The following is a 19,090-nucleotide window of genomic DNA, read 5'->3' as shown; positions in this document are numbered from 1 at the left end:
GCCCCGGCACACTGGCATTGCCCGCGGCCGGCTGCGAGACTGGCCCGCCGCATAGCCCGTTTCCGCCATGCCGACGAATCCGTCCACGTTCCGCGCGCCGACGCGCGCCACCGAGATCGCCAGCTACGCGCTGGCCGGCGCCGCGCTGGTAGCCGTGCTGTGGCTGCACCTGCTGCCGGCGCTGTTCGCCGGCCTGCTGGTGTACGAGCTGGTGCAGACGATCAGCCCGCGGCTGGGCCGCGGCATCTCCGACGACCGCGCGCGCATGCTGGTGGTGGCGCTGCTGGGCGCGGTGGTGGTGGGGCTGCTGATCCTGCTCACGCTGGGCACGATCAGCTTCGTGCGCCACGAGGTCGGCAACCCCGACGAGCTGTGGCAGAACCAGGTGATGCCGCTGGTGGACAAGGCGCGCCAGCAGCTGCCGCCGGCGCTGGTGAACTGGCTGCCCGACAGCGTGGACGAGCTGCGCCTGATGGCCGGCGAGCTGACCCGCAAGCACGCCGGCAGCCTGCAGCTGGCCGGCCGCGAGACGGCGCGGGCGCTGGTGCGCATCGTCATCGGCCTGGTGCTGGGCGCGATCGTGGCGCTGGGCCGCGCGCGCCCCGCGCACCAGGTCGGGCCGCTGGCCGCCGCGCTGGGCCGGCGCTGCCGCGGCCTGGCCGAGGCGTTCCACAACATCGTGTTCGCGCAGCTGAAGATCTCGCTGATCAACACCGCGTTCACCGCGGTGTTCCTGCTCGGCGTGCTGCCGCTGTGCGGCATCCACCTGCCGCTGGCCAAGACGCTGGTGGTGGTCACCTTCGTGGTCGGCCTGCTGCCGGTGATCGGCAACCTGATCTCCAACACCGCGGTGACCATCGCCGGCCTGTCGGTGTCGCTGTGGGTGGGCGTGGCGGCGCTGGGCTTCCTGATCCTGATCCACAAGCTGGAGTATTTCCTCAACGCGCGCATCGTCGGCACGCAGATCCGCGCGCGCGCCTGGGAACTGCTGGTGGCGATGCTGGCGATGGAGGCCGCCTTCGGCCTGGCCGGCCTGATCGCCGCGCCGATCTACTACGCCTACCTCAAGAGCGAGCTGGAGCGCGAGCGGCTGATCTAGCCCCTGCCTCCCTCTCCACTCCGGGGAGAGGGCCGGGGTGAGTGGCCGGCCTTGCGGAGGCCCCGCGCTCGAGCGGGCGAGGCGCCAGGAGCATGGCGCCTCGCAAGCGCACCCCCCACCTCGATCCCTCTCCGCCGGGGCGAGAAGGCAGAACCTCACCCCCCCGCCAGCATCGCCGCGATGCGCGCCATGTGCGACTCGGCCGTCTCGCGCACCACTTCCCTGTCCGCCTCCGGGTCGCGGCCCTGCCAGTGCAGGTCCTCCTGCGGCAGCTCGTGCAGGAAGCGGCTGGGCTGGTTGGCGAGGATCTCGCCGTACTTCTTCGCCTTGGCCGACCACGACAGCGTGAGCAGCTCCTTGGCGCGGGTGATGCCCACGTACATCAGGCGGCGCTCCTCGTCCACGCGGCCCTCGTCGATCGCGCCCTCGTGCGGCAGCGTGCCCTCCTCGCAGCCGACGATGAAGACGAAGCGGAATTCCAGGCCCTTGGCCGCGTGCAGGGTCATCATGCGCACGGCGTTGCCGGGGTCGTCGCGGTCGGCGTGGCTGAGCAGGGCGAGCTGCGCGGCGAGGTCGCCGGCGCCGCCGCTGTCGCGCTGCATCGCGCGGAACCAGTCGGCCAGTTCCCTGAGGTTGCCGAGCTTGCGGTCGCGCGTGGGCTGGTCGGGGATCGAGGCGGCCAGCTCCGCGGCGTAGCCGGTGCGCTGGAGCACGCGCTCGACCAGGTCGGCCGCGCTCTCGTGCAGCGAGGCGCTGCGCAGCTCGTCGATCAGCTCCGAGAACTTCGCCAGCGCCGCCGCCGGCCGCGGCGAGAGCTGGCGCAGCACGCCGTCGCTGCGCGTGGCTTCCAGCAGCGAGCAATGCCGCGACTGCGCGAACTGGCCGAGCTTCTCCAGCGTGGCGGCGCCGATCTCGCGCTTGGGGCAGTTGACCACGCGCAGGAAGGCCGCGTCGTCGCTGGGGTTGGTCAGCAGGCGCAGGTAGCACAAGAGGTCCTTCACCTCGGCGCGGTCGAGGAAGCTCAACGCGCCGGTGAGGTGGTAGGGGATGCGCGCCAGCCGCAGCGCCTTCTCCAGCGGCCGCGCCTGGAAGTTGCCGCGGTAGAGGATGGCGATGTCGTGCCAGCGCGCCTTGTGCTTCTCGGCCAGGGTGGCGGCGATCGCGGCGACGCGCTCGGCCTCGTGCTCGGCGTCCTTGCACTCCAGCACGCGGATCGGCGCGCCTTCCGGGTGCTCGCTCCACAGCTTCTTCTCGTGCAGGTGCGGGTTGTGCGCGATCAGCCTGTTCGCCGCGCGCAGGATGCGCTTGCCGCAGCGGTAGTTCTGCTCCAGCTTGATCACCCGGAGGTTCGGCCAGTCGCGGCCGAGCTGCTCGATGTTCTCCGGGTTGGCGCCGCGCCAGGCGTAGATCGACTGGTCGTCGTCGCCCACGCAGGTCATGCGGCCGCGCTCGCCGGCGAGCGCCCTCAGCAGCCGGTACTGCGCGTCGTTGGTGTCCTGGTACTCGTCCACCAGCAGGTAGCGCAGGCGCTCGCGCCAGGCGTCGCGGCACTCGGCGTCGGTTTCCAGGATGCGCAGCGGCAGCCGGATCAGGTCGTCGAAGTCCACCGCGTTGAAGGCGGCCAGGCGCTGCTGGTACGTCTCGTAGATGGTCGCCGCCTCCAGCTCCTTCGGGCTGCGCGCGGCGGCGAGCGCCTCCTCCGGCGAGAGGCCCGCGTTCTTGGCGCGGCTCAGGAGGTTGCGGATGCCGAACAGCACGTCGGGCTTGGCGCCCTTCGGGGCGAGCTCCTTGACGATGCCCTCGCTGTCGTCCGCGTCCAGCACCGAGAAGCCGCGGCGCAGGCCGGCGCGCGCGTGCTCGATCTGCAGGAACTTCAGGCCCAGCGCGTGGAAGGTGCACACGGTGAGCGCGGCGGCCTCCTCGCTGCTGACCAGCCGGCCCACGCGCTCGCGCATCTCGCGCGCGGCCTTGTTGGTGAAGGTGATCGCGGCGATCTTCGCGGCGGGCAGCTTCCGGCGCTGGACCAGGTGGGCGATCTTCTGCGTGATCACCGAGGTCTTGCCGGAGCCGGCGCCGGCGAGCACCAGCAGCGGGCCGTCGCAGTACTCGACGGCGGCCAGTTGTTGGGGGTTGAGCATGGAGGAGGGCGTGCGTGGGTGGAGCGATGCGGTGATGGTAGCAGGCGGGGGGTGGGGGACAGGGCGGGAACGAGCGGCTAGGGGCGGGTAGCGAGGGCGCACGATCCAGCGCTGCGCCAGACCGTGCGCCCTCGCTACCCGTCCCTCGTCCCTCGTCCCTCGCCCCTGCCCCCGCTACCATGCGCGCATGGCCAAGCTCTACTTCTACTATTCGGCGATGAACGCCGGCAAGACCACCACGCTGCTGCAGAGCGCGTACAACTACCACGAGCGCGGCATGCGCACGCTGATCCTGACGCCGGCGCTGGACGACCGCTACGGCGAGGGCGTGGTGGCCTCGCGCATCGGCCTGAAGGCCAACGCGCGCCGCTTCGCCGCCGACGCCGACCTGTATGCGCTGGTCGAGGCCGACATCGCCGCGCGCGGGCCGCTGCACTGCGTGCTGGTGGACGAGGCGCAGTTCCTCGCCAAGGCGCAGGTGTGGCAGCTCACCGACGTGGTGGACCGGCTCCACGTCCCGGTGCTGGCCTACGGCCTGCGCACCGACTTCCGCGGCGAGCTGTTCGAGGGCAGCCAGTACCTGCTGGCCTGGGCGGACAACATCGACGAGATCAAGACGATCTGCCACTCCGGCCGCAAGGCCACCATGGTGGTGCGCGTGGACGAGCAGGGCCGCGCGGTCACCGAGGGCCCGCAGGTTGAGATCGGCGGCAACGACCGCTATGTCTCGGTGAGCCGCGCCGAGTTCAAGAAGATCACCGAGGGGCGCGGCCGCATCGAGCTGCAGCAGGCCGTGCTGCCGCTCGGCGAAAACCACTGAGCGCGCCCGCGCGGCCATCCACCGAGGACTTCACCATGAGCGAACCCGCCGCCGCGCCCGAATGGCCGCGCCCCTACTGGCAGCAGCCCGGCGGGAACGCCCTGCTGCAGTTCTACGTGTTCGGCGGCTTCGCGCCGGACCTGGCGATCCCCGCCGCGCGCTACGCCAGCGCCGGGTTGCCCAGGGGCGTGGAGCTCAAGCGCTTCCAGAACGCCGTGCTGCGCGGCTGGGAGGGCTATCCGCTCGCCGGCGCGCTGGGCGAGGTGCTGCGCGAGGAGTCGCCCGAGGCCTACGAGGCCGCGCGGCGCGCGCCCGAGGCGCTGGTGATCCGCGGCGAGCTCGCCGACCAGGCCTCGCTCGACTACCTGCGCGACACCCTGGGCGTGATCGCCGGCCTGCTCGACGTGGGCGGCGGCGCGGTGCTCGATCCGCAGATCCTCTCGCTGTTCTCCGCCGCCGACTGGCGCCGGCGCTACCTCGTGCCCGGCGGTGCGCCGCCGCGCAGCCACGTGCTGATCCTGCGCCGCGAGGAGGCGCAGTCGGGCCGCTCGCGCATCAACACCCGCGGCCTGCGCAAGTTCGGCCGCCCCGACCTCGACCTGCGCAACGTGCCCGACCGCGACCTGGACCGCGCCGGCCTGCTGTGCGAGCGGCTGGTGGAGCTGCTGGCGCTCGGCGCCGACTTCGCCCAGGGCCAGGCGCTGGAGGTCGACGGCCTGCCGGTGCCGCTGGTCGCCGAGCGCGGCGGCGACGCCGGCGATCCGGAGTTCGGCAACGCGCACGTGGCGTTCCGCTGGGTCTGAAACCCTGGATCGCAGACGTTGACGTCGCCCCTGGTCAGGCGACGTGCTGGCACCAGGGTGTGATGCCATCCAGTGTCTTGGCGATGCGGTCCTTGGCCTGCGCGCGGTCGTGATCGTCCTGCAGGCCCGTCCAGAAACCTTCGCTGGTACCGAAGAACCGGGACAGGCGCAGTCCGGTGTCGGCGGTGATGGCGCGCCGGCCGGCGACGATCTCGCCCACGCGCGTGGCCGGAATGCCGATCTCCTTGGCAAGCCGGTACTGGCTGATTCCCATCGGCACGAGGAATTCCTCCAGCAGGATTTCGCCGGGATGCGGATAGGGGACGGTGCGCATGGTTTGTCTCGGTGGTGTCGCGGTTTCAGGTTCGGGACTTCAGTGGTAATCGACGATCTCCACGTCGTAGGCATCGCCTTTGTGCCAGCGGAAGCGCACGCGGAACCGGTCGTTGAGCCGGATGCTGTATTGCCCGGCCCGCTCGCCTTTCAGGGCTTCGAGCCGGTTGGCGGGCGGTATGCGCAAGTCATCCAGTCGTCCGGCGCGATGGAGCATGGCGAGCTTGCGCATGGCAACGGGTTCGATGCCGACCCAGCGGCGCGCGCGCTTGCCGTTGAAGAAGGCTTCCGTGTCGGCGCAGCGAAAGGTCTCGATCACGGCCTGGTAGTAACGTTGTGCGTTACTAACGTCAACCGTTACTAGCGATGCTTCAGCGCTGACAGCGCGGACACCAGAACGTCGAGCGCTGGCCCAGCACGACCTGGCGGATCGGCGTGCCGCAGGCCTTGCAGGGCTGGCCCGCGCGGCCGTAGGCGAAAAGCTCGCGGAAGAAGTAGCCCGGCGCGCCGTCGGGGTTGAGGAAGTCGCGCAGGGTGGTGCCACCGCGCTCGATCGCCCAGGCGAGGATGCGCTTCACCTCGGCGGCCAGCCGCGCGTAGCGCGCGCGGGAGACGCTGCCGGCGGGCCGGCGCGGGTCGATGCCGGCGGCGAACAGCGCCTCGCTGGCGTAGATGTTGCCCACGCCGACGACCACCGCGTTGTCCATCAGGAACAGCTTCACCGCCGCGCTGCGGCCGCGCGAGAGGTGCCAGAGCAGGTCGCCGTCGAAGGCGTCGGTGAGCGGCTCGGGGCCGAGCGCGGCGAGCAGCTCGTGCGTCTCGCCCGGCGGCTGCCACAGCAGGCAGCCGAAGCGGCGCGGGTCGGTGAAGCGCAGCACGCGCGGGCCGCCGGTCCGGCCCGCTTCCAGCGCGATGTCCACGTGGTCGTGCCTGCCCGGCGGCGCGTCGGGCGGCAGCACGCGCAGCATGCCGCTCATGCCCAGGTGCAGCAGCGCGCTGCCGGCGTCGGTGCGCAGCAGCAGGTATTTCGCGCGCCGCTCCACCGCCTCGATGCGCTGGCCGGGCAGGAGCTCGGCCACCTCGCGCGGGATCGGCCAGCGCAGGTCCGGCCGGCGCAGCGTCACCGCGGCGATGCGGCGGCCGACCAGGTGGGGCTCGATGCCGCGGCGGGTGGTTTCGACTTCGGGGAGTTCGGGCATGGGGGGGGCGTGCGCGGGGCACGTGGGGATGGTTTGTCGGCGTGGCGGGTGTTTGGTCATCGCGGCCGGCGGCCGCTCCCGCGGGAGAATGAGGCCAGCCCTGTGGGAGCGGCCGCCGGCCGCGATGGGCCTTTTCGTTCACTCCCACGCGGCATGGAAGCTGCCTGGCTTGTCGACGCGCTCGAAGGTGTGCGCGCCGAAGAAGTCGCGCTGCGCCTGGATCAGGTTGGCCGGCAGCCGCTCGCTGCGGTAGCCGTCGTAGTAGGCGATCGCCATCGAGAAGCACGGCACCGGGATGCCGCGCGCCACCGCCAGCGCCACCACCTCGCGCAGCGCGTCCTGGTAGGCCAGCGCGATGTCGCGGAACTTCGGCGCCAGCAGCAGGTTGGTCAGCCCCGGCTGCTGCGCGTAGGCGTCGGTGATGTCCTGCAGGAAGCGCGCGCGGATGATGCAGCCGCCGCGCCAGATCGAGGCGATCGCGCCGTAGTCCAGCGGCCAGCGGTATTCGTCCGCCGCCGCGCGCAGCTGGGCGAAGCCCTGCGCGTAGGACACCAGCTTGCTCAGGTACAGCGCGCGGCGCACCGCCTCGACGAAGGCGGCGCGGTCGCCGTCGAACGGCCTGGTCCGCGGGCCGCGCAGCGCCTCGCTCGCCGCCACGCGCTCGTCCTTCAGCGCGGACAGCACGCGCGCGAACACCGACTCGGTGATCAGCGACAGCGGCACGCCGAGGTCCAGCGCGCTCTGGCTGGTCCACTTGCCGGTGCCCTTCTGCGCGGCGCGGTCGAGGATCACGTCGACCAGGTCCTTGCCGGTGTCGGGGTCCTTGCGGCGGAAGATCTTGGAGGTGATCTCGATCAGGTAGCTGTCCAGCTCGTCCCGGTTCCACTCGGCGTAGGTGTCGGCCAGCTCCGCGTTGGACAGGCCGAGCACGTGCTTGAGCAGCGCGTAGCTCTCGGCGATCAGCTGCATGTCGCCGTACTCGATGCCGTTGTGCACCATCTTCACGTAGTGGCCCGCGCCGTCGGGGCCGACGTGGGTGACGCACGGCGAGCCGTCGGGCGCGCGCGCGGCGATGGCCTTGAGGATGGGCTCGACCAGCGCGTAGGCCTCGGCCGGGCCGCCGGGCATGATCGAGGGGCCGTGCAGCGCGCCTTCCTCGCCGCCGGAGACGCCGGTGCCGATGAAGCGCAGGCCCGCCTCGCGCATCATGCGCTCGCGGCGGATGGTGTCCTGGAAGAAGCTGTTGCCGCCGTCGATCACCACGTCGCCGGGCGCGAGCAGGGGCTTGAGCGCCTCCAGCATCTGGTCGACCGGGTCGCCGGCCTTGATCATCAGCAGGATGCGCCGCGGCCGCTCCAGCGCGGCGACGAAATCGGCCAGCTCGAAGCAGGGATGGAGCTGGCCCGGGTGCGCGGCGACCACCTCGTCGGTGACCGCGCGGTTGCGGTTGTAGACCGCGACCCCGAAACCGCGGCTGGCGATGTTGAGCGCGAGGTTGCGCCCCATCACCGCCATGCCGACCACGCCGATCGCCTGCTGGCCCATCGCGCTGCTCCCGTTGGACGAATGCCGCACGATATGGGGGCCGCGCGGCGCGTCGCAAGCGGGTGGCGCGCGGCGGTGGTCCGGGCGTGCCGCCATTTCGGTGAGCGCCGGGCGAACGCGCACAGCGCGAGGAACGCCCTCGGGCGGCCCCGCAGGAGCGGACGTAGCGGGTCATCCGGCGAAATGCGCTGCGCGAAGCGCCCCGCCCGGGTCTTGTGTGCTTCGCACCCGTGCCCGGCTGGATTCCGGCCTTCGCCGGAATGACGTCGAGGGAGCCGGGCGGCTCGCTCGCAGGACGGGCGCGTGCCGTACCCGTGCCTGCGCCGGGTTTGCGTCCGGCGGTCGCGGCAGGCGCTAGTTGAGCGTGAGCCGCTTGCCGCCCGCCGCGCGCGGCGCGTAGCGCAGCGGCACCAGCGCGACGTGGGCGCCGTCCACGCGCACGTAGCGCTGCGGGCCGGTGACGGCGGTTTCGCCGAACTCCAGCACGTGGCCGTCCAGCCGCAGCACGGCCTGCGGCGGCGCGAGGCCGATCCGGGCCGGGTCGAAGTCGCCGGCCGGCCGCCAGGCCAGCACCGGCGCCTGCGCGGTGGCGGCCAGCTCGCCGAGGCGGCCCTGGTCGGCCGGCGCGGGCGTGCCGTCGGTGCGCCACCAGCGGCCGTCGCGCCTGGCGTAGTGCTCGGTGGGCGCGCCGGCCAGGCGCAGCTCGACGGTCCGCACCGCGTCCGGGTCGAGCGCGAGCAGCTGCGACGGCTGCCGCGCCTGGTCGTGCCGCCACTGCCAGAACGCCAGCGCGAGCAGCGCGGCGACGCCGCCGGCGAGCAGCAGGCGCTGGCGCGCGGCGCGCCTCACCGGCGGCGCCGGCGCCAGGCGACCAGGCCGCCGATGGCGAGCAGCAGCAGCGGCAGCGCCACCAGGAAGCCCCAGGTGAGCGCGCCCAGCGCGCCCTGCGAGAGCTCGACCACGCGGTCCGGCGCGCCGCGCGGCGGCAGGTTCACCAGCGCGTCGTCGCCGAGCAGCCAGTCGAAGATGCGCTCGCCCAGCGCGCGGTTGCCGCCGTTGCCGAGGAAGGTGTTGGAGAGGAAGTCGCCGTCGCCGATCACCACCGCGCGCTGCACGCTCTTGTCCGGGCTCGGCGACAGCCGCGACAGCGCGAAGCCGAAGTCCAGCGGCCCCTTCAGCTCGCCGGCGTCGGCGTCGTAGCGGATGGTCGAGTCGCCGTCGTTGCGGATCGGCTGGAACTCGGTCCAGCTCTGCGGGCCGGAGCGCAGGAACGGCACCGCCGCCCAGTCCTGCGCGCGGGTGCGCGCCAGCGCCGAGGCCTGCGGGAACAGCGTGGCGAGGGTGAAGCCGCGGGTGATCGGGTGGATCGGGTAGCTGCCCAGCGCGATCAGGCGCGGGTCCTTCAGGCCCAGCGCGGCGCCGCCGCCGTCCACCAGCACGCCGGGCAGCGCGCGCACGCCCAGCGCGTCGGCGAGCGGGGCGAGGCCGAGGTCGTCGTTGCCCGGCTCGGACAGCCACAGCAGGTTGCCGCCGCCCTGCACGTAGTCGACCAGCGCCCTCACCGCGCCGGCCGGCAGCGGCGTCTCCGGGCTGGCCAGCACCACCAGGTCGGTGTGCCGCGGCACCGCGGCGACCTGCGAGAAGTTCAGCGGCACCGCGCGCAGCCCGCGCGGCTCCAGCTGCGCCATGAAGGTGCCGAGATCGGCGTTGGCCCTGCCGTCGGCCTGGCGCTCGCCGTCGCCGGTGACGAAGGCGACGATGCGCTCGCCGCCGCGCGCCAGGCGTTCCAGCGCGTTGGTCAGGCTGCGCTCGGACAGCTCGTCCAGGCGCTGCTCGCGGCCCTGGTAGCGCACGACCAGCGCGCCGTCCACGGTGATGCCCAGCTCGCGCATCGCCGCCGGGTCCTGCTGCGGGTCGACGAAGGTGAGCGTGAGGTCGGGCTTGGCCCGCCGGTAGCGTTCGAGGAAGCCGGCCACGGTCTGCCGCAGGTCGCCCTGCGGGCTGGCGTAGCAGGTCACCTCCACCGGGCCGGCGAGCCGGTCCAGCACGGCGCGGCTCTCCGGCGCGAGGCTGGCGCGGCCGCCGCGGGTCCAGTCGGCCACGTGGGCGTGGCGGGCGGAGAGGTAGCCCAGCGCGCCGGCGCCGGCCAGCAGGGCCAGCGCGAACAGCCAGCCGTTCAGGCGTCCGGACGGGCGCATCAGTCGCGCTCCTTTTCGTCGGCCACGCGGCGCACGGCCAGCGCCAGCGCCAGCGCGACCAGCAGGCCGAACCACGCCAGGTCGGCGCTGGAGACCAGCCCGCGCAGCAGCGGCTGCAGGTGCGTGCTCATCGCCAGCCAGTTGATCGCGCCGCCGTCGAGGCCCGCCATCCGCGCGCCCAGGTTCACCGTCCACAGCGCCAGCGCGAGCGCCAGCGCGGCGGCGGCGGCGATCGCCGGGTGCGCGGCGAAGGCCGAGCAGGCCAGGCCCAGCGCGGCCAGCGCCGCCAGCAGCAGCGCCAGGCCCAGCGCGGCGGCGGCCAGCTTGCCCCAGTCCAGCGAGGTGGCGCGGGCCAGCGCCAGCGGCATCGCCAGCGCGAGCAGCAGCCACAGCAGCAGCCAGGCGAGCAGCGCGAGGTACTTGCCCAGCACGATGCGCGAGGGCGGCAGGCCCATCCCGGCCATCAGCGCCAGCGTGCCGGCGCGGCGCTCGCCGGCCAGCGCCGACATGGTCAGCAGCGGCACCACCAGGAAGGCGAGGAAGGCCAGCTGCGCCAGCAGCGGCACCGCCACGATGTCGGTGAAGCCGGGGCCGTCGGGCAGCGCCGCCAGCCGGATCTGCATGCCGAGGAACTGGCCCAGCAGCAGCACGAAGCGCCAGGCCAGCCAGGCCAGGGTCAGCGCGGCCAGCACCCAGGCCAGCGGCTGCACCATCAGGCGGCGCAGTTCCAGCCGCATCACCGCCAGCGTGCTCATGCGGCTTTCGCCTCGCCGCCCATGGCGATCTCGAAGAAGCGGCGCTCCAGCGCCGCGGCGTCGGTGCCGGCCAGCGGGCCCTCGTGGCGCAGCGTGCCCTCGTGCAGGATCGCCACGCGGTCGCACACCGCGGTGACCTCGGCGAGCAGGTGGGTGGACAGGATCACCGCGGCGCCGTTCGCCGCCTCCTCGCGCACCAGCGCGCGCAGCGCGGCCACCTGCACCGGGTCGAGCGCGTTGGCCGGCTCGTCCAGCACCAGCAGCGCGGGCCTGTGCAGCAGCGCGCAGGCCAGCCCCAGGCGCTGGCGCTGGCCCTGCGAGAGCACGCCGGCCAGGCGGCGCGCCAGCGGCGCCAGCTCCAGCCGCGCCAGCGCGTCCTCGCGCGCCCGGCGCAGCGCGGCGCCGGCCAGGCCGCGCAGGCGGCCGTGCGCGTCCAGGTGTTCCGCCACGGTCAGTTCCGGCCACAGCGGGGCACGTTCCGGCAGCCAGCCGAGCAGGCGGCGGGCCAGTTCCGGGTGCTCCAGGAAATCCCGCCCGTCCAGCGCGATGGCGCCGCCGTCCGGGCGCAGCGCCCCGGCGACCATCGCCAGGGTGGTGGACTTGCCGGCGCCGTTCACGCCCAGCAGGCCCAGCACCTGGCCGCGATCCAGCGTCAGGCTGAGATCCTTCACGGCGGGCCGCCCGGCGCGGCGGCGGCGGAGCTTATCCAGCCTTAACAGGGGAGATGGCATAGTCATCGCCTGATTGTCCGGGTGCCCCCATGGTGTGGCAACCGGCAAAAACGTGAGCCCTGCGGCATCGCGCGCCGCCGGCCATGCTGGTGGGTACGGAACGCCCTCGACTAGACTGCCTCCACGCTTCCCGAGTACCCCTCACGATGTCAGACGCCGTACTGAACTTCCTGGCCAACGGCCTCACCCACGCCGGCTGGCTGGCCAAGCTGGTCTACCTGCTGGTGATGACCCAGCTGACCATCTTCACGGTGACGCTGTACCTGCACCGCTGCCAGACCCACCGCGGCGTGGACCTGCACTGGTCGGTGTCGCACTTCTTCCGCTTCTGGGGCTGGCTCACCACCGGCATGGTCACCAAGGAGTGGGTGGCGGTGCACCGCAAGCACCACGCCAAGGTGGAGACCGAGGAGGACCCGCACAGCCCGCAGATCTACGGCATCAAGAAGGTGTTCTGGGACGGCGTGTCGCTGTACCGCGAGGCCGCGCTGAAGAAGGACGACCTGGAGAAGTACGGCCGCGGCACCCCGGACGACTGGATCGAGCGCAAGCTCTACGGCGGCCACCCGTACTGGGGCCCGGCGCTGATGCTGGTCATCGACGTGGCGCTGTTCGGCGTGATCGGCGCGGCGATCTGGGCGGTGCAGATGATCTGGATCCCGTTCTGGGCCGCCGGCTTCGTCAACGGCGTCGGCCACTGGTGGGGCTACCGCAACTTCGAGAGCGCCGACACCGCCACCAACCTCATCCCGTGGGGCTTCTGGATCGGCGGCGAGGAGCTGCACAACAACCACCACGCCTTCCCCAGCTCGGCCAAGTTCGCCCTGCGCAGGTGGGAGTTCGACATCGGCTGGGCGGCGATCTGCGCGCTGCGCGCGGTGGGCCTGGCCAAGGTGCTGCGCGTGGCGCCCGCGCTGGACGTGCGCCCGAACGTGCACCTGCCCGACGCCGAGACGCTGAAGGCGGTGCTCACCCACCGCTTCCAGGCGATGACCGACTACTACCGCGGCGTGATCGTGCCGACCCTGCGCGAGGAAGCCGCGCACGCGGGCGAGAGCCTGCGCTCGGTGCCGCGCCGCCTGCGCCGCGCGCTGGCCGACGGCGGCCGCTGGCTGGACAGCGAGGGCCGCGAGCGCATGCAGGCGGTGCTGGCCAAGCGCCCGACCCTGCGCACCGTGTACGAGTTCCGCAACCGCCTGGCGGCGCTGATGGAGCAGCGCGGCGCCGAGCAGGCGCTCAAGGGGCTGCAGCAGTGGATCGTCGAGGCCGAGCAGAGCGGCATCCGCGCCCTGCAGGAGTTCGCCGCGCGGCTGAAGGGCTACGCGGTGGCCGGTGCCTGAGCCGGCCCCTCCGCCGGCCGCACCGAAAAGCCCGCCGACCGGCGGGCTTTTTTTGTGCCGGCAGCGGCCGCCTTCCGGGACGCCGGCGCGGTAGGGCGGCGACGCGGGACCGGCCGGCTCATGGCCCCACCTCGAAGTCGCGGCTGGCGGCGACCCGGCCGTCGAGCAGGATCTCGACGCGGTAACGGCCGGTCGGCCAGGGCTGCGGGTTGCGCAGCTGGAAGGCGGTGACCGCCGCGCCGTCGGTGGCGATGGCCTGGTCGATCGCGCCGATGGTCTGGCCCGCGCCTTCCAGGTAGCGCCAGCGCGCGCCCAGCACCACGCCCGCGGTGCGGCCCCGCGTGGCCACGCTGGCGTAGATCGACGGCTGCGCGGGCGCGAAGCGGTCCTTCGGCCGGAGCACCGCGTGCGCGGCGTCCACGGCGTCGCCCAGCGCGACGCTGGCGATGCGGAAGCGGTCGTCCGCCGGTGCGGTGCTCGCGGCGGCCGCGGGTACCGGAGAAGTGCCCGGCGTGGCCGCGCCATGCGCCACGGCGGCAGGGGCGGCGGAATGCGCCGTGGCCGTCCGGGCGGGCGGCGCCCGCGTCTGTTCCGTCGCTGGCGGGGGCGGCGGCTCGTGCCGGCCGCAGCCGCCGGCCGCCAGCGCGCCGAGCAGCACGGCGACGCGGACGGCCGGCTGGCGCGTGTTCATCGGCCGGCCGCGCCGCGGCTCACTGCCGCGCGCCGCGCGGGTTGCCCGGCGCGGCCTGCGGGTCGGTGCTGCGGAACGGGTTGATGTCCAGCCCGCCGCGCCGCGTGTAGCGCGCGTACACGCTCAGCTCGCGCGGCGCGCAGCGCGCCATGACGTCGACGAAGATGCGCTCCACGCACTGCTCGTGGAACTCGCTGTGGGTGCGGAAGGACACCAGGTAGCGCAGCAGCCCCGCGCGGTCGATCGGCGCGCCGCGGTAGCGGATCTGCACGCTGCCCCAGTCCGGCTGGCCGGTGACCGGGCAGTTCGAGCGCAGCAGGTCCGACACCAGCGTCTCCTCCACCTCGGCGGCGGAGGCGTCGGCGCGCAGATGGCCGGCCTTGGGCGGGCCGTAGTCGTCGAGGTCCAGTTCCAGCGCGTCGATCGAGTCGCCGTCCAGGTCGGCGAACGGCAGCCCGCGCGCGCTGGGCGCATGCAGCGCCACGCCCACCGGCGCGCCGGCGGCGGCCGAGAGGTCGCGCGCGAGCGTGGCGGCGAGCGCCTCCTCGTCCGCGACGCGCTCCTGCGCGAAGCCGTTCAGGTACAGCTTGAAGGACTTGGATTCCACGATGTTCGGCGAGTCCGCCGGCACGCGGAACTCGGCCAGCGCCACGCGCGGCTTGCCGCGCGCGTCCAGCCAGGACAGCTCGTAGGCGTTCCACACGTCCACGCCGCGGAAGGGCAGCGCGCCATGCAGGCCGAGCTCGGCGCGCTTGGGCGCGCGCGGGATCGGGAACAGCAGCGCGGGATCGTAGCGGTCGGCGTAGACCGTGGCCTTGCCGAGCGGGGAGTGTTCGGGGGTGCTCATGCGGCCATTCTAGCGGAGCGGCCCCGGCGCCCCGTTTGGACGTCCGAATGCGCGGCCATCCGTGACTTGTGGCCTACCCGGCCCGCGCGGGGCGGCCATATAGTGCCGGTTCGTCCCCGGCTCCCCGAAGGAACCCGCCATGAAGAACCCGGCTACGGCCCGCTGCGCCGCGGCAGTCCTGATCGTTGCCGGCGCGCTGGCCGCGCCCGCCTTCGCCGGCGGCGCGGACGGCGGCGGCTTCGACCCGCAGGCGCTGTTCGCGCCGCTGTCGCTGCCCGACGCGCCCAATGCCTTCCGCGACGGCGCCGGCCGGCCCGGCCCGTTGTTCTGGCAGAACCGTGCCGACTACGCGATCCAGGCCACGATCGACCCGGCCACGCACACCCTGGCGGGCGACGAGACCATCACCTACACCAACCGCAGCCCCGACGCGCTGGACGTGCTGTGGCTGCAGCTGGACCAGAACATCTACCGCCGCGACGCGCGCACCGCGCTCAACGGCCGCTTCGTGCGCAAGCAGGCCACCGACGGCTACCGACTCGAAGCGGTGGAGGTGGACGGCAAGCCGGTGCGCTACCTGGTGGACGACACCCGCCTGCGCGTGGACCTGCCGCGGCCGCTGGCCGGCGGCGGCAAGTCGCTGAAGCTGCGCATCCGCTACCACTACGCCGTGCCGGGCCCGTGGGGCGGGCGCACCGCGGTGACGCCGACCAGGAACGGCGACATCTACGAGATCGCGCAGTGGTACCCGCGCATGGCGGTGTACGACGACCTGCGCGGCTGGGACACGCTGCCCTACCTGGGCTCGGAGTTCTATCTGGAGTACGGCAGCTTCGACTACGCGGTGACCGTGCCGTGGAACTGGATCGTGGCCGGCTCCGGCGAGCTGGCGAACCCGAAGGAGGTGCTCACCGCCACCGAGCAGCAGCGCCTCGCCAGAGCCGCGCAGAGCGACGCCACGGTGTACATCCGCAAGCCGGAGGAGGTGGCCGACCCGGCCAGCCGCCCGAAGCGCGAGGGCACGCAGACCTGGCGCTTCCACATGGAGCACACCCGCGACGTGGCCTTCGCCGCCTCGCCCGCCTTCGTGTGGGACGCCGCGCGCATCGACCTGCCGGAAGGCCGGCACGCGCTGGCCATGTCGGTGTACCCGGTCGAGGGCGTGGGCAAGGACAGGTGGGACCGCTCCACCGAGTACGTGAAGGGCGCGATCGAGCACTTCTCCTCCAAGTGGTACCCCTATCCCTGGCCGGTCGCGGTGAATCTGGGCGGCCACGGCGCGGGCATGGAATACCCCGGCATCGTGTTCGACGGCTACGAGGACCACGGCTCGATGCTGTTCTGGATCACCGCGCACGAGCTCGGCCACGGCTGGTTCCCGATGATCGTGGGCTCCAACGAGCGCCGCCACGCCTTCATGGACGAGGGCTTCAACACCTTCATCGACGTCTACGCCTCCGACGCCTTCAACCACGGCGAGTACGCGCCCAAGCGCGACAGCGAGTACGCGCCCAAGGGCGGCAACCCGGTGGACGAGATCCTGCCGGTGCTGGCCGACCCCGCCGCGCCCACGCTGATGGCGCCGGCGGATTCGGTCTCGGAGAAGTACCGCCACGCGGTGAGCTACTTCAAGGGCGCGCTGGGGCTGGTGCTGCTGCGCGAGCAGATCCTCGGGCCCGAGCGCTTCGACCCGGCCTTCCGCAAGTACATCGCCACCTGGGCCTACAAGCACCCCACGCCGTCGGACTTCTTCCGCTTCATGGGCAGCGCGGCGGGCGAGGACCTCGCGTGGTGGTGGCGCGGCTGGTACCTCAACAACTGGCAGCTGGACATGGGCGTGAGCGGCGCGTCCTACGTGGACAACGACCCGGCCAAGGGCGCGGACGTGCACCTGGTCAGCCGGCAGAAACTGGTGATGCCGGCCACCCTGCGCATCGACTTCGCCGACGGCAGCACGCAGGACATCCGCGTGCCGGTGGAGGCGTGGCGGCAGAGCGCGACGCCGGAGGTGTTCCTGCCCACCGCCAAGCGCATCGCGCGGCTCACGCTGGACCCGGACCACAAGCTGCCGGATGCCGACCGCGGCAACAACGGCTACGCGATGCCCTGAGCGGCCCGCCACGGGCGCGCGGGCGGAGGCCGCGCCCACGGGCTTGCGGCAAAGCCTTGTGGGGGCGGCTTCCGGTGGGAGCGGCCTCCGGCCGCGAATCCCCGGTCCCCGCCCCGGCTGCTGACAGCACGCTGGCAGCAAGGCCTGCGCAGACGGCATCGCCGTGGTGCGCGGTGTTGGTCGCCTTGCGCAAGAATCGGAGTGATCCGTGCCGGCCATCGCCCGGATCATCGAGGGCTGGTCCGGCAAGGCCTGGGCATCCCTGTCCTTGGCGGATGGCAATCCAGACGATCGAGGGGAGATGCAGGTGCGCGCCGAAGGCTTGCCGAAGCGAATGCGGACGAAGGCGTGGCCGCTGGCCCGCCGGCTCCGCTGGCCTGCCGCGATGGCGGCCCTCTGCCTGTGCGCCGCACTGGCGCCCTCCGCGGCCCCCGCGCAGGACGCGCCCGCGCCGCGCCAGTCGCTGGACGACGCCTGGTGGACCGGCCCGATGCTGGCCAACTCGGCCGCGACCCTGCCGCAGGGCCACTTCCTGGTCGAGCCCTACCTCTACGACGTGAGCTCGCACGGCGTCGACGGCTACGGCTCGCTCACCTACATGCTCTACGGCGTCACCGACCGGCTCACCGTCGGCCTGGTGCCGGTGTTCGGCTACAACCGCGTGGACGGCGGCCCCGACAGCCGCGGCATCGGCGCCGGCGACCTCTCCGTGCAGGCGCAGTACCGCCTGCACCAGTTCCGGGAAGGCAGCTGGCTGCCCACCGTCTCGCTGCAATTGCAGGAAACCCTGCCGACCGGCAAGTACGACCGCCTGGGCCGGCGGCCCGCCGACGGCATGGGCGGCGGCGCCCACGCCACCACGCTGCAGCTCAACACGCAGACCTACTTCTGGCTGCCCAGCGGGCGCATCCTGCGCATGCGCTTCAACGTGGCGCAGACCTGGTCGCGCCACGCGGACGTGCGCGGCGTGAGCGTGTACGGCACGCCGGAGGGCTTCCGCGGCCGCGCGCGGCCGGGCGACTCCTTCTATGCCAACGCCGCCTGGGAATACAGCCTGACCCGCCGCTGGGTGCTGGCGCTGGACCTCGCCTGGCGGCGCAACGCCAGCACCCGCGTGGACGGCGTGCTGTCGGACCCCGACGCGGCGATGCCGCCGCGCACTCTGCGCGCGCGCTCGGGCCGCAGCGACGCCTACAGCATCGCGCCGGCGGTGGAGTACAACTTCAGCGCCAACCTGGGCGTGCTGTTCGGCACCCGCGTGATCACCGGCCACCGCGCGCCGACCACGATCACGCCGGCGGTGGCGCTCAACTACGTGCACTGAGGCGGCACGCCGGCACCGTATTCGTTCCGTGTGATGCGCTCCCGCGATGGGCGCCGCCGTGCCTGCGCACGGCGGCGCCGGCAGCGATCAGCGGTCGATGGTACGCATAACCGCTTCCGGATAGCGCTGCCCCGCCGCCGCGTCGGGCGGGAACACCGCGTCGATCGCGGCCAGCTCCTCCTTCGACAGCGCCACGTCCAGCGCGCCGAGGTTCTCGTCCAGCCGCTCGCGGCGCTTGGTGCCGGGGATGGCGAACACGTCCTCGCCCTGCGCCAGCACCCAGGCCAGCGCGAGCTGGGCCGGCGTGCAGCCCTTCTGCGCGGCCAGCGCCTGCACCTTGTCCACCAGCGCCAGGTTGCGCGCGAAGTTCTCGCCCTGGAAGCGCGGGCTGCGGCGGCGGTAGTCGTCGGCGTCGAAGTCCTGCGGCGAGCGGATCGCGCCGGTGAGGAAGCCGCGGCCCAGCGGCGAGTAGGCGACGAAGGCGATGCCCAGCCGGCGGCAGGTCTCCAGCACGCCGTTGCCTTCCGGGTCGCGCGTCCACAGCGAGTACTCGGTCTGCAAGGCGGCGATCGGGTGCACCTTGGCGGCGCGCTCCAGCGTGGCCGGCGAGGCCTCGGACAGGCCGAGGTAGCGCACCTTGCCGGCCGCCACCAGCTCGGCCATCGCGCCCACGGTCTCCTCGATCGGCACCTGCGGGTCGACGCGGTGCTGGTAGTACAGGTCGATGGTCTCCACGCCCAGGCGCTCGAGGCTGCCCTCGCAGGCGGCGCGCACGTACTCCGGGCGGCCGTTGACGCCGCGCGCCTGCGGGTCGGCGGGGTCGCGCACGATGCCGAACTTGGTGGCGAGGAAGACCTGCTCGCGGCGGCCCTTGATCGCCCGGCCGACCAGCGCCTCGTTGGTGTGCGGGCCGTACATGTCGGCGGTGTCGAGCAGGGTGAGGCCGCGGTCGAGCGCGTGGTGGATGGTGGCGATGGATTCGGCGTCGTCATGCCTGCCGTAGAAGTCGCTCATGCCCATGCAGCCGAGGCCGAGGGCGGAAACCTGGGGGCCGTGCTTGCCGAGCGTGCGTGTCTGCATGGTGGAGCCTCCTTGGGGGTGTGGGTGGAAGGAAAGCGGCGGGAGCGGCCTCCGGCCGCGAGGGCCCCGCCCGGGAG

18 protein-coding genes are annotated in these 19,090 nt (G+C 73.0%); 6 read left to right on the top strand and 12 right to left on the bottom strand.

The window, feature by feature from the left end:
* Positions 1 to 67: 67 nt before the first annotated feature.
* Complete coding sequence (locus tag C7456_RS02295) at positions 68 to 1,099, top strand: AI-2E family transporter (RefSeq protein WP_109722153.1); 1,032 nt, start codon at positions 68 to 70, stop codon at positions 1,097 to 1,099.
* Between the two features lie 155 nt (positions 1,100 to 1,254).
* Here C7456_RS02295 and C7456_RS02290 read toward each other — a convergent pair whose 3' ends face one another.
* A complete protein-coding gene (locus tag C7456_RS02290) occupies positions 1,255 to 3,237 on the bottom strand; it encodes a UvrD-helicase domain-containing protein (protein WP_109722152.1) in 1,983 nt (660 codons plus the stop codon).
* A 187-nt stretch (positions 3,238 to 3,424) separates the two neighbouring features.
* On the opposite strand from C7456_RS02290, the gene C7456_RS02285 reads away from it, so the two are divergent.
* Entirely contained in the window at positions 3,425 to 4,057 is a 633-nt protein-coding gene (locus tag C7456_RS02285) for a thymidine kinase (protein WP_109722151.1), read from the top strand.
* Positions 4,058 to 4,092: 35 nt separating this feature from the next.
* Complete coding sequence (locus C7456_RS02280) at positions 4,093 to 4,860, top strand: hypothetical protein (RefSeq protein WP_109722150.1); 768 nt, start codon at positions 4,093 to 4,095, stop codon at positions 4,858 to 4,860.
* Between the two features lie 34 nt (positions 4,861 to 4,894).
* On the opposite strand, the gene C7456_RS02275 is transcribed toward C7456_RS02280, so the two are convergent.
* The 8 genes from C7456_RS02275 to C7456_RS02240 form a co-directional block, all read right to left on the bottom strand.
* Entirely contained in the window at positions 4,895 to 5,194 is a 300-nt protein-coding gene (locus tag C7456_RS02275) for a HigA family addiction module antitoxin (RefSeq protein WP_109722149.1), read from the bottom strand.
* Positions 5,195 to 5,233: 39 nt separating this feature from the next.
* Positions 5,234 to 5,512, bottom strand: coding sequence for a type II toxin-antitoxin system RelE/ParE family toxin (locus tag C7456_RS02270; RefSeq protein ID WP_109722148.1), 279 nt, complete (start codon positions 5,510 to 5,512; stop codon positions 5,234 to 5,236).
* Positions 5,513 to 5,564: 52 nt separating this feature from the next.
* Entirely contained in the window at positions 5,565 to 6,392 is an 828-nt protein-coding gene (mutM, locus tag C7456_RS02265) for a bifunctional DNA-formamidopyrimidine glycosylase/DNA-(apurinic or apyrimidinic site) lyase (protein ID WP_109722147.1), read from the bottom strand.
* 138 nt (positions 6,393 to 6,530) lie between these two features.
* Positions 6,531 to 7,937 carry an NADP-dependent phosphogluconate dehydrogenase gene (gene gndA / locus C7456_RS02260; RefSeq protein ID WP_109722146.1) on the bottom strand — a complete coding sequence of 469 codons (1,407 nt, stop codon included), beginning with the start codon at positions 7,935 to 7,937 and terminating at the stop codon, positions 6,531 to 6,533.
* Between the two features lie 354 nt (positions 7,938 to 8,291).
* Complete coding sequence (locus tag C7456_RS02255) at positions 8,292 to 8,786, bottom strand: hypothetical protein (RefSeq protein ID WP_109722145.1); 495 nt, start codon at positions 8,784 to 8,786, stop codon at positions 8,292 to 8,294.
* Positions 8,783 to 10,135: a GldG family protein gene (locus tag C7456_RS02250; protein WP_109722144.1), complete on the bottom strand. Its 1,353-nt coding sequence runs from the start codon at positions 10,133 to 10,135 to the stop codon at positions 8,783 to 8,785. The genes C7456_RS02255 and C7456_RS02250 overlap by 4 nt, the downstream gene beginning before the upstream one ends.
* Positions 10,135 to 10,890 (bottom strand): ABC transporter permease, encoded by a 756-nt coding sequence (locus tag C7456_RS02245; RefSeq protein ID WP_109722143.1) that lies wholly within the window; start codon positions 10,888 to 10,890, stop codon positions 10,135 to 10,137. The genes C7456_RS02250 and C7456_RS02245 overlap by 1 nt, the downstream gene beginning before the upstream one ends.
* On the bottom strand, positions 10,887 to 11,627 hold the full coding sequence (locus C7456_RS02240) for an ABC transporter ATP-binding protein (RefSeq protein WP_109722142.1): 741 nt from the start codon (positions 11,625 to 11,627) through the stop codon (positions 10,887 to 10,889). The genes C7456_RS02245 and C7456_RS02240 overlap by 4 nt, the downstream gene beginning before the upstream one ends.
* 140 nt (positions 11,628 to 11,767) lie before the next feature.
* On the opposite strand from C7456_RS02240, the gene C7456_RS02235 reads away from it, so the two are divergent.
* Positions 11,768 to 12,961 carry a DesA family fatty acid desaturase gene (locus C7456_RS02235; RefSeq protein WP_109722141.1) on the top strand — a complete coding sequence of 398 codons (1,194 nt, stop codon included), beginning with the start codon at positions 11,768 to 11,770 and terminating at the stop codon, positions 12,959 to 12,961.
* A 118-nt stretch (positions 12,962 to 13,079) separates the two neighbouring features.
* Here the strand turns inward: C7456_RS02235 and C7456_RS02230 are convergent, their stop codons facing one another.
* The gene (locus C7456_RS02230; RefSeq protein WP_109722140.1) at positions 13,080 to 13,652 is read right to left on the bottom strand and encodes a hypothetical protein; all 573 of its coding nucleotides are present in this window, start codon (positions 13,650 to 13,652) and stop codon (positions 13,080 to 13,082) included.
* A gap of 19 nt (positions 13,653 to 13,671) precedes the next feature.
* Complete coding sequence (gene queF / locus C7456_RS02225; protein WP_109722139.1) at positions 13,672 to 14,499, bottom strand: NADPH-dependent 7-cyano-7-deazaguanine reductase QueF; 828 nt, start codon at positions 14,497 to 14,499, stop codon at positions 13,672 to 13,674.
* A gap of 139 nt (positions 14,500 to 14,638) precedes the next feature.
* On the opposite strand from queF, the gene C7456_RS02220 reads away from it, so the two are divergent.
* On the top strand, positions 14,639 to 16,609 hold the full coding sequence (locus C7456_RS02220) for a M1 family metallopeptidase (RefSeq protein ID WP_109722138.1): 1,971 nt from the start codon (positions 14,639 to 14,641) through the stop codon (positions 16,607 to 16,609).
* A 385-nt stretch (positions 16,610 to 16,994) separates the two neighbouring features.
* On the top strand, positions 16,995 to 17,933 hold the full coding sequence (locus tag C7456_RS02215; protein WP_245889746.1) for a transporter: 939 nt from the start codon (positions 16,995 to 16,997) through the stop codon (positions 17,931 to 17,933).
* A gap of 87 nt (positions 17,934 to 18,020) precedes the next feature.
* Here the strand turns inward: C7456_RS02215 and C7456_RS02210 are convergent, their stop codons facing one another.
* A complete protein-coding gene (locus C7456_RS02210; RefSeq protein WP_109722137.1) occupies positions 18,021 to 19,013 on the bottom strand; it encodes an aldo/keto reductase in 993 nt (330 codons plus the stop codon).
* Positions 19,014 to 19,090: the final 77 nt, after the last annotated feature.

Source organism: Fulvimonas soli, assembly GCF_003148905.1.
Lineage (GTDB): Bacteria > Pseudomonadota > Gammaproteobacteria > Xanthomonadales > Rhodanobacteraceae > Fulvimonas > Fulvimonas soli.
This window is presented reverse-complemented; position numbering and strand designations above follow the sequence as displayed.